Source organism: Christiangramia qingdaonensis (assembly GCF_048381525.1).
GTDB lineage: Bacteria > Bacteroidota > Bacteroidia > Flavobacteriales > Flavobacteriaceae > Christiangramia.
This window is the reverse complement of the sequence record NZ_JBLWIM010000008.1, coordinates 151,088-168,588: the sequence shown is the minus strand read 5'-3', so window position 1 is coordinate 168,588 and position 17,501 is coordinate 151,088. Positions and strand designations below refer to the sequence as shown.

General features: G+C 34.0%; 18 protein-coding genes. All 18 read left to right on the top strand.

Annotation, left to right across the window (positions count from 1 at the left end):
- Positions 1-16: 16 nt before the first annotated feature.
- The 18 genes from ACNI3T_RS01505 to ACNI3T_RS01420 all read left to right on the top strand — a co-directional run bounded on the left by ACNI3T_RS01505 (position 17) and on the right by ACNI3T_RS01420 (position 17,499).
- Positions 17-988 (top strand): SDR family oxidoreductase, encoded by a 972-nt coding sequence (locus ACNI3T_RS01505; RefSeq protein WP_418226844.1) that lies wholly within the window; start codon positions 17-19, stop codon positions 986-988.
- Between the two features lie 9 nt (positions 989-997).
- Positions 998-1,915: a glycosyltransferase family 2 protein gene (locus ACNI3T_RS01500; RefSeq protein ID WP_418226326.1), complete on the top strand. Its 918-nt coding sequence runs from the start codon at positions 998-1,000 to the stop codon at positions 1,913-1,915.
- A gap of 9 nt (positions 1,916-1,924) precedes the next feature.
- The gene (locus tag ACNI3T_RS01495; protein ID WP_418226325.1) at positions 1,925-2,641 is read left to right on the top strand and encodes a GNAT family N-acetyltransferase; all 717 of its coding nucleotides are present in this window, start codon (positions 1,925-1,927) and stop codon (positions 2,639-2,641) included.
- A complete protein-coding gene (gene rffA / locus ACNI3T_RS01490) occupies positions 2,638-3,780 on the top strand; it encodes a dTDP-4-amino-4,6-dideoxygalactose transaminase (protein WP_418226324.1) in 1,143 nt (380 codons plus the stop codon). The genes ACNI3T_RS01495 and rffA overlap by 4 nt, the downstream gene beginning before the upstream one ends.
- A gap of 10 nt (positions 3,781-3,790) precedes the next feature.
- Positions 3,791-5,071, top strand: a complete 1,281-nt coding sequence (locus ACNI3T_RS01485; protein ID WP_418226323.1) for a hypothetical protein — start codon at positions 3,791-3,793, stop codon at positions 5,069-5,071.
- Positions 5,072-5,134: 63 nt separating this feature from the next.
- A complete protein-coding gene (locus ACNI3T_RS01480) occupies positions 5,135-6,412 on the top strand; it encodes a nucleotide sugar dehydrogenase (protein ID WP_418226843.1) in 1,278 nt (425 codons plus the stop codon).
- A gap of 7 nt (positions 6,413-6,419) precedes the next feature.
- Positions 6,420-7,814, top strand: a complete 1,395-nt coding sequence (locus ACNI3T_RS01475; RefSeq protein ID WP_418226322.1) for a UDP-glucose 6-dehydrogenase — start codon at positions 6,420-6,422, stop codon at positions 7,812-7,814.
- Position 7,815: 1 nt separating this feature from the next.
- Positions 7,816-8,826: an NAD-dependent epimerase gene (locus ACNI3T_RS01470; RefSeq protein WP_418226321.1), complete on the top strand. Its 1,011-nt coding sequence runs from the start codon at positions 7,816-7,818 to the stop codon at positions 8,824-8,826.
- Between the two features lie 118 nt (positions 8,827-8,944).
- Positions 8,945-9,832, top strand: coding sequence for a polysaccharide pyruvyl transferase family protein (locus ACNI3T_RS01465; RefSeq protein ID WP_418226320.1), 888 nt, complete (start codon positions 8,945-8,947; stop codon positions 9,830-9,832).
- A gap of 32 nt (positions 9,833-9,864) precedes the next feature.
- Positions 9,865-11,250: a capsular polysaccharide export protein, LipB/KpsS family gene (locus ACNI3T_RS01460; RefSeq protein ID WP_418226319.1), complete on the top strand. Its 1,386-nt coding sequence runs from the start codon at positions 9,865-9,867 to the stop codon at positions 11,248-11,250.
- 4 nt (positions 11,251-11,254) lie between these two features.
- A complete protein-coding gene (gene pseB / locus ACNI3T_RS01455) occupies positions 11,255-12,265 on the top strand; it encodes a UDP-N-acetylglucosamine 4,6-dehydratase (inverting) (RefSeq protein ID WP_418226318.1) in 1,011 nt (336 codons plus the stop codon).
- A gap of 2 nt (positions 12,266-12,267) precedes the next feature.
- Positions 12,268-13,452, top strand: a complete 1,185-nt coding sequence (pseC, locus tag ACNI3T_RS01450) for a UDP-4-amino-4,6-dideoxy-N-acetyl-beta-L-altrosamine transaminase (RefSeq protein ID WP_418226317.1) — start codon at positions 12,268-12,270, stop codon at positions 13,450-13,452.
- On the top strand, positions 13,445-14,128 hold the full coding sequence (gene pseF, locus ACNI3T_RS01445; RefSeq protein ID WP_418226316.1) for a pseudaminic acid cytidylyltransferase: 684 nt from the start codon (positions 13,445-13,447) through the stop codon (positions 14,126-14,128). Before pseC ends, pseF begins: the two co-directional genes overlap by 8 nt.
- Positions 14,115-14,672 carry a GNAT family N-acetyltransferase gene (locus ACNI3T_RS01440; protein ID WP_418226315.1) on the top strand — a complete coding sequence of 186 codons (558 nt, stop codon included), beginning with the start codon at positions 14,115-14,117 and terminating at the stop codon, positions 14,670-14,672. Before pseF ends, ACNI3T_RS01440 begins: the two co-directional genes overlap by 14 nt.
- Positions 14,669-15,256, top strand: coding sequence for a GNAT family N-acetyltransferase (locus tag ACNI3T_RS01435; protein WP_418226314.1), 588 nt, complete (start codon positions 14,669-14,671; stop codon positions 15,254-15,256). The genes ACNI3T_RS01440 and ACNI3T_RS01435 overlap by 4 nt, the downstream gene beginning before the upstream one ends.
- Positions 15,253-15,714, top strand: a complete 462-nt coding sequence (locus tag ACNI3T_RS01430; RefSeq protein ID WP_418226313.1) for a GNAT family N-acetyltransferase — start codon at positions 15,253-15,255, stop codon at positions 15,712-15,714. The genes ACNI3T_RS01435 and ACNI3T_RS01430 overlap by 4 nt, the downstream gene beginning before the upstream one ends.
- Positions 15,711-16,754 carry a pseudaminic acid synthase gene (gene pseI / locus ACNI3T_RS01425; RefSeq protein WP_418226312.1) on the top strand — a complete coding sequence of 348 codons (1,044 nt, stop codon included), beginning with the start codon at positions 15,711-15,713 and terminating at the stop codon, positions 16,752-16,754. Before ACNI3T_RS01430 ends, pseI begins: the two co-directional genes overlap by 4 nt.
- A 1-nt stretch (position 16,755) precedes the next feature.
- Complete coding sequence (locus ACNI3T_RS01420) at positions 16,756-17,499, top strand: AAC(3) family N-acetyltransferase (RefSeq protein ID WP_418226311.1); 744 nt, start codon at positions 16,756-16,758, stop codon at positions 17,497-17,499.
- Positions 17,500-17,501 lie beyond the last annotated feature (2 nt).

Sequence of the window (17,501 nt, the reverse complement as noted above, 5' to 3'; positions counted from 1 at the left end):
TTCTCAGAAGGATTTATTGAAATTATCAAAAGTATTGGTAACAGGAGGAGCAGGATTTATAGGATCTAATCTTTGCGAAAAGCTTTTAGAACTTGGCGCTGAAGTAACCTGCCTTGACAATTTAGCTACAGGTCATAAACATAATATTGAGCCATTTTTAGAAAATACTAGGTTCAAATTCATTGAAGGGGATATTCGAAACCTGAAAACCTGTCTTTATGCTACTGAAAATCAGGATTTCGTTCTTCATGAAGCCGCTTTGGGTTCTGTTCCCAGGTCAATTAATGATCCTATAACCAGTAACGATGTTAATGTGTCAGGTTTCTTGAATATGCTTGTTGCATCTCGTGATAATGGAATCAAACGATTTGTATACGCTGCAAGTTCATCCACTTATGGTGATTCGGAAAACCTTCCAAAGGTTGAGGACTTAATTGGTAAACCTCTTTCTCCTTATGCTATCACTAAATATGTCAATGAGCTTTATGCTGATATATTTAATAAGGCATATGGTCTAAATACTATTGGACTCCGTTATTTCAATGTCTTCGGAAGACGTCAGGACCCTAATGGAGCATATGCGGCAGTGATACCGAAGTTTGTGATGCAGCTGATGAAAAAGGAAAGTCCTGTGATCAACGGAGATGGAACTTATTCCAGAGATTTCACCTATATAGATAATGTTGTGCAGATGAACCTTCTTTGTTTGGTTACAGATAATGAAAAGGCTTTAAACGAAGTATATAACACTGCAGTAGGTGATCGTACAAACTTAAAGGAATTAACCCATTTATTAAAGCGAAACTTAGCTGAATACGATTCGGATATTGCTGAAGTAAAAATTAAACATGGTCCCAATAGACCTGGAGATATTCCACATTCATTGGCCTCGGTAGAGAAAGCTAAAAAATTACTTAATTATAATCCCACCCATGGAATTGAAGATGGTCTGAAAGAGGCTGCTCATTGGTATTGGGGTAATTTATAACTATTTTCCTTGACTGGCATTTTAAAACTTTCTATTGTAATTCCATTATATCAATCAGAGGACTTGTTGGTTGAGTTATTTACTCGGCTTTCTGGAACCTTACAATCCTATTCATTGGAGAACTATGAGATTATAGTTATTGATGATGGTAGCAAAGATAAAACATGGGAAAAGGTTTTAGAGTTCTATACAACAGATCTTAAATTGAAAGCTGTAAAGTTCAGTCGCAATTTTGGACAGCATAATGCTATTACTGCAGGTTTAGAACGATGCACCGGAGAATGGATAATAGTAATGGATTGTGATTTGCAGGATCGACCGGAAGAAATTCCAAATTTATTAAACAAAGCTATCAAAGGTTATGATATAGTCTTAGCCCAGCGCTTAACTCGAAAGGATACTCTTTTTAAAAGACAAACATCGAAAATATTTTACAGAGCCTTTGCCTATATAAGTGGTCTTAAATTTGAACCGGGGGTTGGGAATTTTGGTGTTTATAATAAACAAGTAATAGCTGCGATTTTACAGTATAAAGAGAATTTTAGACCTTTTCCTATTATTGTTAAAGTTGTAGGTTTCAAGAGAATAGCAATCGAAGTGCAGCATGGTAGAAGATTTACTGGTAAGTCCAGTTATAATAACTTTGGCCTTATAAAAGGAGCATTAAATGCAATCATATATTACTCTCATAGGCCTATTTGGCTTTTCTTAATAATAGGATTGGGAACCATAAGCTTTATTTTGTTTTTGTTGGTTGGAGTGTACTTTCTTGCATTCCAGATAGCTGTAAAAGATCTAGTTTTGATACTAATTTTTTTAATGAGCATTCTAAGCTTAAACGCATCATTGATTGGGGTTTACGTCTCTAGAATTTTTATTGAAAGTAAAAATAGACCACTATTTATAATTGAAAAAGAATTAATATAATAAATGCGATTGGAATTTAATAAATTGGAGTGGGATAGCGAGTTTTTTGGATTTCCTGTTGGCAAGTTAATTCAGGAAATTGACTCTGAAAATGACCTAAAAAATTTTTATTCTGAAACGGACCTCAAACTTATATATTATATTACCAAAAAGGAGCTTGTCGAGGAATTAAGATCAAATGAGTTTTTCGATGTAATATTAGTAGATGAAAAAGTTTCTATTCAAAAAACATTAAATCGCGATGCTAAAATTCATCCTAAAGTTGAAATTTATGATGAAGAGGAGGTTGATCCGGACTTAATGCGATTGGCATTCACAGCGGGTTTGCATAGTCGTTTTTTTAAGGATAAAAATATATCACATGGTAAAGCTAAAGAACTATATCAAATCTGGATTGAAAAATCTGTAAAACGTATACTCGCAGATATAGTTTTAGTATATAGGTTGGATAAAAGAATTATTGGATTTATGACCATCCTTACTGAGAGTAAAAATCCTCATGTCTCTTTGTTGGCTGTTGATCCTGAATTTGAAGGAAGAGGTGTTTCTTTTGCACTTATGAGTTCTATGGAAGGTATTTTAATTTCTAAGGGTTATGAGATCGTTAAAAGTGAAACACAAGATCAAAATAAAAAGGCGAAACTAATTTACCGCAGACAGGGAGTTGAATTCAAAGAGAAGCATTACGTTTATCATCTATGGAGAAATAATCCTACAATTTTATGATCGTCCCTTTTAATAAACCTTTTCATACAGGGAATGAACTTGCTTATATAAGTGAGTCGCTTAAGTCAAATAAACTTTCAGGTAACCACCATTATTCCAAGATGGTTAAGGAATGGATGTTTAAAAAGCATGGATTGGAAGGTGTATTTTTAACTCCATCTTGCACAGCAGCTTTAGAAATGGGTGCATTGCTATTGGGAATAGGACCTGGAGACGAAGTAATAATGCCGTCATATACTTTCACTTCTACAGCGAATGCAGTACTCATCTTTGGAGCAAAGCCAGTATTTTGCGAGATTCATCCAAAAGATATGAATATAGATGTGAGCAAAATCGAGAGTTTAATTACCTCCAAAACAAAAATGATTATTCCTATTGATTATGCCGGTGTACCATGTGATATTGCCGAAATTATGGCTATTGCGAATAGTTATGGATTAGCTGTCATGCATGATTGTGCACAATCCTATGGTTCGCTTTATAAAAATGAAATAAGCGGTAGACAGGCACATTTATCCTGTTATAGTTTTCATGATACTAAGAACTTCACTTGCGGAGAAGGTGGTGCCCTTGTCGTTAACGAAGCCTTTAGAAGAGAAAGAGCATCTTTCTTAATGGAAAAAGGAACCGATAGATCTAGAATGTTAAAAGGACTCCAGGAAAAGTATAGTTGGGTGGATAAAGGCTCTAGTTACCTTCTCGCGGATATACTTGCTGCGATGCTATTATCGCAGTTACAGGCGGAAGATGAAATAAAGAAAAAGCGACAGGAATTAGTGAATAAATATTACGATTGGGTAGCAAATCTAAAGTTTGCTCAGCAATTATTAGTTTGTCAACAAGATGAAAATAAATCTTCCAACGGTCATATTTTTTATTTGATTTTGCCAACAAGAAATATTCGAGATCGCTTTATTGAAAAAATGGATCTTAGCGATATAGCTGCTCATATTGGATATGTGCCTTTGCATTCATCTTCCATGGGGACAAATCTGGGTTATAAAACTGAGGATTTACCTATTACTGAAGATTTAGCTGGAAGAATAGTTAGAATGCCTATTTTTACGGGTATGACAGATGATGAATTTAATTATACAATTAGCAACGCCACTAAAATCCTATCTAGTTTGTTGACTTAAAAGTTACTTAATGTCCAATAAATTGCAATTAAGCGTCTTTACAACTTCATTAATCTTTGTGGTAACTATATTCTTAGCAATATACTATTCACATATAAGTCTGGATGCACCGTATTATCTTTCTGTTTCCAGGGATATAGCTTTTGGTTCCATTCCGTACAAGGATGTTTATTTATCATACACACCTTTAATGATGTATCTGAACGCTCTGGTTTATTTAGCTATTGATCAGTTTAATTATAAAATATTTTTAGGATTTCAGTTTTTTATCATGTTGCTCTCGCAATTACTTCTATTTAAACTGGTTGTTAAGTATTTTAAATTCTCAAAATTAAATTCAGCATTGATATCCGTAATTTCAGGCTTAGCCATTTTGAGTGCAGACGGAACTTATATAAATTTGGAAGTTTATTTGTTTCTAACAATTATAAGTGCCTTATATTTTTATTTCGGAAAACATATTTTTCTAACAGGATTCTTTCTTGGTTTATCCTTCCTTTTCAAACAATATGGTATATTAAATTTCATCCCATTTTTCCTTCTTATTTTATTTTCTAAAGATGAAATTTTCAATAAACTGTTATCATTAAGTTTCGGGGCAGTTTGTAGTATAATCATATTTTTGTTTTATTTCGTAGTCCTAGAAAATGTTGCGCTAATCACTATTCTAAAACAGCTAAGCGGGTATGACTATGCACAATATGCATTGCTAAGATCCCCGGATTTTATCACTTGGTTTTTAGGAGCAAAAGTTTTTTTCATATTATTATTACCAGCGGTTGTATTACTTAATAAGAAGTTATTTCTTAAACAGAATCTTCCTTGGTTAATTGGGGCACTTATACATCTTATGCTTACTTTCTTTCAGGCGTTTCAACACTATGTAATTCTTGCATTTCCTTACATTTTTATGCTATATGCCTTGAATTGGAAAAGCAGTTCTTCCTTATTTTTTAAATCTTTACTGGCTAGTAGTATTACGTTAGCTTTACTTTCAAATTTTAGAATTTTAAGGTATAAACACGTTTATTCTCATCAAATAGAAACAGCCGAAACAGCCGAAAAAGTTATACCGAAGAATACTAGAATCTTCTTGAACGGTGATATCAGGTATCTGTACTGTCTGAATAATTATAAGAATCCATTGAAAGAAGAAATTGGTTATTCATATTTTCATTTTCTTACAGCTGAAGATTTTAAGGATATAAATATACTATCGCCGTTTCCTATTGAAAACTTAAATACAGATGCATTAGAATTAGTAGGTAAGGATTTTTATTTAAAGCTTTAACTAGGAATTAACATCGTCAATAAATAGAATAGTAACTTTGCAAGTTCAAATTTTAGATTGAAAATAAACAACAAAATAGCGGTTATTGGTCTGGGATACGTGGGTTTACCGCTAGCCAGACTCTTCTCTTCCAAATACTCAGTGGTTGGTTTTGATATAAATAATTCCCGGATAGCGGAATTAAAATCCGGCGTAGATTCCACACTTGAAGTTGATAATAAAGTCCTTCAGGCAAGTCTAAAATCTACTAATGATCTCAGAAAAGGTCTTTATTGTTCATCAGATAAAAATGATATCAAAGACTGTAATATTTATATTGTTACAGTGCCCACTCCGGTTGACAAAAATAACCGGCCCGATCTAACTTCTTTGTATAAAGCTAGTGAAACAGTTGCACAGGTTATAGATGTTGGAGATATAGTCGTTTATGAATCTACAGTGTATCCTGGTGTGACAGAAGATGAATGTGTACCTGTACTACAGCGAATTAGTGGATTAAAATATAATGAAGATTTTTTTGTAGGATATTCGCCAGAAAGAATTAATCCAGGAGATAAAGAACATACTGTAGATAAAATCTTAAAAGTGACCGCTGGCTCAACCAATGAGGTTGGAATAAGAGTTAATGAACTCTATGGCAGTGTAATTACCGCTGGAACTCATTTGGCTCCAACAATTAAAGTTGCAGAAGCTGCAAAGGTTATTGAGAATTCTCAGCGTGACATTAATATTGCGTTTATAAACGAACTGGCAAAAATTTTTAATTTGTTAGATATCAATACTCAAGACGTTCTGGAGGCAGCTGGAACCAAATGGAACTTTCTTCCTTTCAAACCAGGACTTGTAGGTGGCCATTGTATTGGGGTGGATCCCTATTACCTCGCTCAGAAAGCTCAGGAATTAGGTTATCATCCAGAAATTATTTTAGCAGGCAGAAGAATGAATGATTCTATGGGGCAGTATGTTGCTTCAGAAGTTATCAAGTTAATGTTGCAAAATGATTTGAAAATTAAAGGTGCTACAATTTTAGTTCTTGGTTTTACTTTTAAGGAAAACTGTCCAGACGTTAGAAATACTAAGGTAGTAGATGTTGTGAAGAGTTTAAAGGACTATGGCGTACATATAACTATTTACGACCCTATAGCTAATCCTTCTGAAGTAAAAAAGGAATATAATATTACTACCACGAACATAGTGCCTGAAGAAAAGTTTGATTCAATTGTGCTGGCTGTTGCCCATAATCAATTTCTGGAAATGGACTTAAACGATTATAAAAGGTCTGGTGCAGTAATATATGATGTAAAAGGAATTTTAGGCGATAGATGTGATCGCAAATTATAATAGAGATATGAAAATTAAGAATATTTGTTGCATTGGTGCTGGATACGTTGGAGGTCCAACGATGGCTGTAATAGCTCAGAAATGTCCTGAAATTAATGTAACAGTAGTAGATATTAATGAACAACGAATTGCGGCCTGGAATGATAAGGATGTGGAGAATATTCCAATATATGAGCCTGGACTTTCTAAAGTAGTTGAGGAAGCACGAGGCCGTAATCTATTCTTTTCAACAGACGTTGATAAAGCTATAGATGAGGCAGATATGATCTTTATCTCTGTAAATACGCCAACCAAGACCTACGGAATGGGAAAAGGAATGGCGGCCGACCTTAAGTTTATTGAATTATGTGCACGCCAGATCGCCCGAGTTGCTAAAGATGATAAAATTGTAGTTGAAAAATCTACACTACCAGTTAGAACTGCTCAGGCATTGAAAAACATTTTAGACCACACTGGAAATGGTGTAAATTACCAGATTCTCTCCAATCCGGAATTCCTTGCTGAAGGTACAGCTATAGAGGATCTAATGGATCCAGATCGTGTTTTAATAGGAGGAGATTTGGATACTGCAGAAGGTAAAGAAGCAATACAGGCGCTTGTAAATATTTATGCACATTGGGTTCCTCAGGAGCAAATATTAACTACTAATGTATGGTCTTCAGAATTATCGAAACTTACTGCTAATGCATTTTTAGCTCAAAGAGTATCCAGTATAAATGCAATGAGTGAGCTTTGTGAAAAGACCGGTGCAGATGTAGATGAAGTATCTCGTGCTGTTGGAATGGATTCCAGGATTGGAGCAAAATTTTTGAAATCTTCTGTTGGATTTGGGGGGAGTTGTTTTCAAAAAGATATTTTGAATCTCGTATATATCGCCAAATCTTTCGGTTTGGATGAGGTAGCCGATTATTGGCATCAGGTTATTATTATGAATGATCATCAGAAAAAGCGCTTTGCAGCCAAAATTGTACAAACCTTATTCAATACAGTATCTGGTAAAAAAATAGCGCTAATGGGATGGGCATTTAAAAAGGATACTAATGATACCCGAGAGTCAGCAGCCATTTACGTTGCAGATTACCTTTTAAACGAACAGGCAGACATTGTAATATATGATCCCAAGGTGACTGAAGAACAAATATTTTCAGACTTAGAATATTTGGGAACTAGATCCACTGAGGAAAATAGGGCTAGAGTAACTGTTTTGCAAGATCCTTATGAGGTTTGCAGTAATGCTCATGCAGTCGCTGTACTCACTGAATGGGATGAGTTTCAGAATTACGACTGGCAGAAAATATACGATAATATGCTGAAACCAGCATTTTTATTTGATGGAAGAAAACTGTTGAATAGGAAAGAAAAAGAAGAGATTGGTTTTGAGTTTTATGCAATAGGAAGTTAATATGAATATACTAGTTACTGGAGCTGCCGGATTTATAGGTTTTCATTTATCCAAAATATTGGTTGAAGCCGGACATACTGTTATAGGTGTGGACAATATTAATGATTATTATGATCCACAACTAAAATTTGCAAGATTAAAGGAATTAGGAATCTCCGAAGAAGAGTCAACCAACTATAATAATAAATGTAGTAGTAAAATTTTCAAAAATTTTCAATTTATAAAATTGAATCTGGAAGACAGAGAAAACCTTTCAGGTTTATTTGAAAATTGTGAAATATCAGTTGTATGTAATCTTGCCGCTCAGGCCGGGGTAAGGTATAGTATTGAAAATCCGCAGGCTTACATTGATAGTAATTTAGTAGGGTTTGCAAATCTTTTGGAATGCTGTAGACATCATGAGGTTAAACATTTGGTTTACGCAAGTAGTTCCAGCGTATATGGGCAAAATGACAAGATACCATTCGCGGAAGACGATAATGTGGATCAACCAATAAGTTTGTATGCGGCCACTAAGAAGAGCAATGAATTAATGGCCTATACATACAGTCATCTTTATGGCTTTAAGACTACCGGTCTACGATTTTTTACAGTTTATGGTCCCTGGGGAAGACCAGATATGGCTATGTTTTTATTTACAGATGCAATATTAAAAGGTAAACCTATTAAAGTTTTTAATCAAGGTAATCTTGAAAGAGACTTTACATATATTGATGATATCGTAGCTGGCATACAGAAAGTAATTGAAGCGGATTCAGACGGATCTATAAATTCAGCACTTTATAATATTGGAAATAGCAAACCAGTGAGGCTTTTAGATTTTATTACTGAAATTGAAAAGAGTACAGGGGTTTCTGCAAAAAAAGAAATGATGGCAATGCAACCGGGTGACGTAGAGCGAACATGGGCAGATGTATCCAAACTTAAGGAGAATTATGGTTATAATCCTTCAACGCAAATAGAAACTGGGGTATCAAACTTTATTGCTTGGTATAAATCATATTATAATTAAAAATTTAAACTATTAATTCTTATTAAATCAAGACTATTCCTGAAATATAATATTATCGGTTTTTTTTGAATTGATGAGGAGATATAAATGACTTTGATCGTCATATCAAAATAAAATTATGAGACTAAAATATTATACAAAGCCTAATTTTGGGGATGCATTAAATCCCATAATATTTAATAAATTATTACCAGGTTTTTTTGATGAAGATCCAGCACGAGATTTTTTCGGAATTGGCTCCATTTTGGGATTACCAATGGTTAAGAAAGCAAATAAAAAGATTATATTCAGTAGTGGTTTTGCATACGGGAATCTTCCGAAACTTGATTCATCATATGATATTATAAGTGTTAGGGGCCCATTATCTGCAAAAGCTCTTAAAATTGATCAAAAATTGGGTATTGTAGATGGAGCACTTCTATTAAGAGAATTTGATTTTGAGAAGGTGGATAAAATATATGATTTTTCTTTTATGCCACATTGGGAAAGCGAACTCCGATATCCATGGAAACAACTATGTGACGAAGCAGGTATACATTATGTTAGTCCTACCGCTAATCCACATTTCATTATGGATGAAATTTTAAAATCCAAATGTGTAATTGCTGAAGCTATGCATTTTGCAATTGTTGCAGATACCCTTAGAGTACCATGGATTTCTGTGAAATCGTATTCTTCAATAAGTGATTTTAAATGGAGGGATTGGACTACCTCATTAAATATGAATTTTGACCCAATTCCTTTGGCTGGTTTATATAGTCCTGAAGTAGTTAAGGCTTTTTTACAAAGAAAAGGACCGGTTAATATTTTGAATCCAGTTTATGGTGCAATTGCTTCTATACGTGCTGGATATGAACATGTATTCTTAAAGAAACGGGTAATTGAAGGATTTGAAAAAGCAAAAAAATCAGATCCTCAACTTAGTAGTGATAGCCTGTTCAATTCTAAAGTAGATAACTTAATGGATAGACTGAATTTTGTAGAACAGAAATACAGAAAGAACTGAAGTTAAATCTAATAGAATCCCCTAAAGATCTCATGAACAAACCATTAAATCTATATATTCTTAACACTCCTCATGACCAGTGGGAGAAGTATTTAATTAAGTATCTTCGAGAAAGGAATTTAGTCGACAAAGCTGTAGTTCAAAAAACTGTAACTTCAAGTAAGCAGAAATTTTTGAACCTTGGTCAAAATGGACTGGAGGGAAATTACCAACACGTTCCTATTGAAATCTATGATAAGCTATACGAACATTTGCCCACTTTCATAGATATGTATTCCAGAGTTAACTTACATAATTCTTCGAATTACAATGAATTTAATTTTCATCAATATTTAGATCATTTTAATTTGATGATAAATTATTACTATGATTTATTTGTAAAAAATGAAATAGATTTATTGATTCAAAATAATTCTCCGCATGCTGGATATGATTATGTCCCCCATATTCTGGCACCTGAAATGGATATCAAAACTTTGTATTTAGCCCAAACGACATTTCCTAATAGATTTTTTCATTACTGGGAATTTAAGGATTTTGGAAGTTTTGAAACAACTGAGAAGCTTTTCGGGCCTCAACCCAATTATGAAATAGAAAACAAATTTGAGAAAGATCTCCCATACATGAAGATTAATAGAAGAGATGGTTTCAAATTTTCTAATATCAGAAGTGTATCTACTCTAAATAACGAACTGACTAAATATGTTCCAGGCTTTCAATTGGCGAAAGATTTGCTGAAGCCGGAGTATAGAAGCCAGGCATATTATCGTTATAGCCTAAAGAAAGATTATGAGTTAAATCGAAAAAGCTTAACTAGTGAAGTAGATCTGGAAAATCCCTTTATTTACTTCGCTCTGCATCTTCAGCCAGAGAAAACAACTTCCTCGTATGGAGGAAAATATTCAGATCAGGCCCTAGCATTAGAGCATTTATCTTCAATTTTACCTCACGGTTGGAAAATATATGTAAAAGAAAATCCTAAGCAATCTTACTTCATGAGAAATCCCGAATTTTTCAGAAGATTAGAAAGGATTCAAAATTTAGAAATTGTTTCTCCAACTTACAACACTTATGATCTAATTAAGAACTCTAAAATTTGCGCGACCATCGCTGGGACGGTTGGTTGGGAAGCTATAACAGGAGGAAAGCCAGTTATCATTTTTGGATGGGGTGCTTGGTATAAAACCTTACCTGGAGTATATACATTTTCGCCGGAGTTAAATTTAGAAGAAATATCTTCAAAAGAGGTAAACTTCGAAAATCTGCAAGTCAAGTTCAACGAACTTACAGATAAACTAGCACCTGGAGTTACATTGAATGAGAACTATCCTTCCTATTATAAAGAGTATGATGTTGATGAAAATGATGTACAGGTAGCAAAAAGTTTAGAGAAAATTATAAGATCAAAATTTAAGTAATATTATGTTAGCGAATAAAAATTTATTAATTACAGGTGGTACAGGTTCTTTAGGAAAGGCGCTTACAAAGCATATTCTGGAAAAATACCCGGAGATTAAAAGGCTGGTAATCTTTTCCCGAGATGAACAAAAGCAGTTCGAGATGGCTCAGGAATACCCTTCTGATAAATATCCTCAAATACGATTTTTTATTGGGGATGTTAGAGATGAAGCCCGTCTAAAACGCGCTTTTAAAGGTATCAACTATGTAATCCATGCTGCAGCGATGAAACATGTCCCTATTGCGGAATACAATCCTATGGAATGCGTTAAGACCAATATCATGGGCGCTGAAAATATTATTAATGCATGTTTGGATGCTGAAATTACCCGTGTGGTAGCTTTATCGACAGATAAAGCGGCTGCGCCAATAAATCTTTATGGAGCTACTAAATTAGCTTCAGACAAGTTGTTTGTGGCGGCAAATAACATTACCGGAGTAAATCCAATTAAATTTTCCGTAGTGCGATACGGCAATGTCATGGGGTCGAACGGTTCTGTAATTCCATTTTTCCTGAAAAAGAAAAATGATGGGGTCCTTCCTATCACCGATCCTGAGATGACAAGATTTAATATTTCATTGCAAGGTGGTGTCGATATGGTAATGCATGCTTTGGAAAATGCTTGGGGTGGAGAAATTTTCGTACCGAAAATTCCATCTTATAAGATTACAGATGTAGCTGAGGCAATAGGACCTGAATGTGAAAAACCAGTAGTTGGTATAAGGCCTGGAGAAAAGATTCATGAAGAGATGATCACAGATTCAGATTCTTACTATACCTACGATCTTGGGAAATATTATACTATTCTACCAGCAACGCATAAATGGAAATTAGATGATTTTATTGATAAATTCAATGCTAAAAAAGTAACCCCAGGTTTTCAATATAATTCTGGTGAAAATGAAGAATGGGAATCTGTAGAAGATTTGAGAGTATTAATCAAAAAGCATGTAGATTCAACTTTTAAAGTATAATTATGAATAACGCAATTCCTTACGGGCGTCAACATATTACGGAAGATGATATTGAAGCTGTAGTAGAAGCTTTAAAATCAGATTACTTAACTCAGGGTCCGAGAATTAATGAATTTGAAGAAGAATTCGCAAACTATGTAAACAGCAAATATGCAGTTGCTGTTTCCAATGGAACGGCAGCACTTCACCTCTGTGCTTTAGCTCTGGATGTGAAGCCCGGGGATAAAGTAATTACTACCCCAATTACATTCGCAGCCTCGGCAAACTGCGTTCGTTATGCTGGAGGAGAAGTTGTTTTTTCAGACATTGATCCAGACACATATCTCTTGGATATTGATAAAGTTAGAAAACTTTTGGATTCATCCCCTAAAGGAACTTATAAAGGTTTGATTCCGGTAGACTTTGCTGGTAGAGCAGTGAATCTTGAAGAATTTAGAGAGCTTGCTAATGAATATGGTTTATGGATTATAGAGGATTCCTGCCATGCACCTGGCGGACATTTTATAGATTCGAAAAATCAAAAACAGTTATGTGGAAATGGGCAATTTGCAGATCTTGCAATTTTTTCTTTTCACCCGGTTAAGCATATTGCTAGCGGTGAAGGCGGTATGATTACTACCAATGATAAAGAACTTTATGAACGACTATTAGGAATTAGAACACACGGAATCGTTAAAGATAATTCAAGGTATAAGAATACTATTGGCTTTGCGGGTGGTAACGAAGAATATCCAGGATGGTATATGGAGATGCAAGAGCTCGGTTATAATTACCGGCTAACTGATTTTCAGGCAGCTTTAGGAAGTAGTCAATTGAAAAGAGCAGATGAAGGTCTTGAAAAAAGAAGGGAAATAGCTGAAAAATATTACAAAGCGTTTAGCAATAATGATTTTGTAAAAGGACAATCTGGAGTAATCGAGGGGCATGCTTATCACCTGTATATTCTAGAGGTGGAAAATAGACTAGGCCTTTATGATTATTTACGTGAGCATAAGATCTTTGCCCAGATTCATTATATACCTTGTCATTTAATGCCTTATTATCGTGGTTTAGGATATCAGGAAGGAGATTTGCCTATTGCAGAAAATTATTACAGGCATTGCATTAGTTTACCGATGTATCCTACTTTAGAGGAGGCAGAACAGGATTATGTAATTGCAAAAATTAAGGAATTCTATAATGGCTAAAAATTTATGCATTATTCCGGCAAGAGGGGGCAGCAAAAGAATACCACGAAAGAATATTAAAAACTTTTTGGGTAAACCCATTATTTCTTATTCTATCGAATCTGCTATTGATTCTGGCATTTTTGATGAAGTTATGGTTTCTACAGAAGATCAGGAAATTGCGGATGTTGCAAAGAACTATGGAGCCACTGTTCCGTTTTTTAGGAGTAATAAGAATGCTGATGATTTTGCTACCACAGTGGACGTACTATTAGAGGTAATAAAACAATACGAAAGCCAGGAAAAGAGCTTTGATAATATTTGCTGTGTTTATCCCACAGCACCATTTGCCACAAAAGAAAAACTGGAACAGGCGTATAAAAAATTAAATAGTGAAGACTTCGATGCTATTTTTCCAGTCTTAGAATATAGCTATCCAATACAGCGTGCATTAAAGCTAAATGATAGCAAAATTACACTATTTTATCCTGAAAATGAAACGAAACGTTCACAGGATTTTGATAATTCCTACCACGACTCAGGACAGTTCTATTTTTTTAAAACCAAAAGGTTTTTAGAAAATAAAACTGTTTTCACAAATAATACTGGAGGTATCCTTCTTACAGAGTTGGAGGCTCAGGATATTGATAATGAAACCGATTGGAAATTAGCAGAAATGAAGTATGAACTCTTATAAATTTCTTAGTAAAGAAGTTTTTTCCCGTGACGAATATTCTATAGTTCCTATTAGAATGGAAGATCGCTACAATATAATGAAATGGCGTAATGAGCAAATGTATCACTTGCGCCAAAATGAACCCTTAACGAAAGAAAAGCAGGATAATTATTTTGATTCTGTAATTGCTAGGATTTTTGAAGAAGATAAACCAAATCAAATTTTATTTTCATACCTGCGGGGTAACGAGTGCATTGGTTATGGAGGCTTGGTTCATATTAATTGGATAGATAGGAATGCTGAAATTTCCTTTATTATGAAAACAGACTTACAACAATTAGAATTTTATAAACACTGGGAAAAATATTTAGATCTTATTGAAGAGGTTGCATTTTACCAATTAGATCTACATAAAATTCACACATTTGCATTTGATCTGAGGACTGAAATATATGAGGTACTGGAAAAGGCAGATTTTATTAAAGAGGCGGTTTTGAAGGAACATTGTTATTTTGAAGAAAGGTATATTGATGTAATTATTCATTCTAAATTTAACCAATTATGAAAACCTTTAATGGAGAAAGAATTTATTTGAGAAAGATAGAAATCAATGATATAACCGACAGGGTTATGGACTGGTTTGAAGATAAAGAGCTAATGGAATTCTATACTAATTCCAAGAAAACAATTACTAAGGAAACTTTGATTCAGTCAATTAAGAGTGGTGAGGAAAAAGGAAACCTTTATACTTATGGAATTTTCACTAACGACGAGGACATTTTAATTGGAACTATTAAGCTTGGTCCAATAAACTTTAATCATAGAATTTCCGATCTGGTAATTTTGCTGGGTGATAGAAATTATTTAGGTAAAGGTTTGGCTGTTGAAGCTATAAAAGTAGGTAACGAACTTGCATTCGAAGAATTTGATATACGAAAGCTATTTGGTGGAATGTATGAATCAAATGTGCCATCTATTAAAGCCTATACGAGGGCAGGATGGCTAGTTGAAGGAAATTTAAAAGGTTTTTACCTTCATAATGGTCAAAATGAAGATAGAATTTTGGTGGGATGTTTCAATCCAAAATATTTCTCTAATGAGGAAATAGAAAAAATTGCTTCTAACCAGAAAAGATATTATCAACTTTGAAAAAAGTTTTGAGAAACATGAATGCAAGCGATATGGAACTGATGTACGGCTGGCGTAATCATCCAGACATTCGATCAAATTCATTTAACTCAAAAAAGCTTTTATTAGATAATCACAGGGAATGGTTTGATAAGACTTTGAATTCAAATTCCATATTTACCTACATTTTAGAAGTAGATCAAAAGCCCGCAGGAGTTATTAGGTTTAGTAATGATGCCAATTATTTAGCCGCTAAAATTAGTTACTTAATAGATCCGGTTTATCATGGGAAAGGGCTTGGTACTGAAATATTAAATCTTGGAATAAAAAAAAATAAAATAGAGAATTCAGGTTTAAAAAAATTCTATGGATATGTTCTTAAAAAAAATTACGCATCTATTAGAATCTTCGAGAAATTAAACTTTACAAAAATTTCCGAAAATGAATCAGAATTGAAATTTGAAAAGACACTCCAATGAAAATAGGAAATAGAGAAATAGGTAAAGATCAACCCGTCTTTATCATAGCAGAACTGTCTGCAAACCATAATGGTAGCCTTGAGGTGGCATTAGATACAATTAAAGCCGCAAAAAGAACGGGTGCAGATGCTATTAAATTACAAACATATACCGCAGATACAATGACTATCGATGCTAAGACTCCAGACTTCCTGTTGAGTCAAGGCACTATATGGGATGGTAAATATTTACATGATTTGTATAAGGAAGCATACACACCATGGGAGTGGCACGAAAAATTATTTAAAGCTGCGGAAGAAGAAGGCTTAATTTGTTTCTCGTCTCCATTTGATGCTACAGCTGTAGACCTTTTAGAAAAATTAAATGCACCAGCTTATAAAATCGCATCTTTTGAAATTACAGATATTCCTTTGATTGAATTAGTAGCATCAAAAGGAAAACCTGTGATCATTTCTACGGGAATTGCCGGTAAAGAAGATATTGAACTTGCTTTAGATGCCTGCCATAGAATGGGTAATAAAGATGTTGCACTTCTTAAGTGTACATCCAGCTATCCAGCTCCCATAGATGAAGCAAACATGATAATGGTCAAAGATCTGGCTGAACGCTTTGAAGTAATTACAGGGTTATCAGATCATACCATGGGAGGAACAGTTCCAGTTGTAGCTACCTGTTTTGGAGCCAAAATAATTGAAAAACACTTCATTCTGGACAAATCAATAGGAGGTCCTGATGCATCATTCTCTATGGATGAAAATGAATTTACAGCAATGGTGAATGCTGTACGCGATGCAGAAAAAGCTATAGGAGTTGTAGATTATTCGCTAACTGAAAAGCAAAAGAAAGGCAGGGATTTTTCCAGATCTCTGTACATAGTGGAAGATATTGAGGAAGGTGAAAAAATCACCAAGGAAAATGTAAAATCTATAAGACCGGGATTCGGTCTTCATCCAAAATATTATTCTCAGATCCAGGGAAAAAAGGCATTGAAAAGCCTGGACAAAGGAACGCGATTATCATTAGAAGACATAGAAAACTAAAATGATTGAAGCAGAATTAGAAAATTTTATAAAACAAATAGATCTTCCTAAGAATCAAATTTTATTCTTACACGTAAGATTGAAAGGTATTGCTAATGATTTGTCATATGATATATTATCAAAAAAAATCATAAGCCTTTTTGAAGATTTGTATAGCCCTAAAACCATACTGGTTCCTACTTTCACTTATGCTTATACTAAAACCGGTGTCTATAACAAAATGGAATCACCAGCTGAAGTAGGTAGATTTAGTGAAGAAATCAGGAAAATGTATGATTGGGAATGCAGAACAAATAATCCTGTATTTAATGTTATTGATACCAAGAAATATTTTACGAAGTACAATTTGAAAGAGGAAACAGCTTTTGGAGATGATTCCTTAATGCATCTTCTTCATGAAATGGGTCATATAGTAATTAATTTAAACGTCGAAAATTTTATTAGTACTTACCTGCATTTCTTAGAATACCACTACAATGTTCCATATAGATATATTAAAAGTTTTCCTGGTGAAGTAATATTATCAACAGAGAATACTAAACAGGTTAACTATAAGTATCATGTAAGAGATCTGGATGCAGACACATCCTGGGATCGCAACATGATAAAAGAGACTCTTGCTGATGCAAACGGACTTAGAGTATACAATTCTGGAGGAATAGAACTTTCATGGATAGATTCTGAAAAAATGGAATCTATTTTGGGAAAAAAATTAACTAGAGATAAAAATTTCTTGCTTGGTTAAGC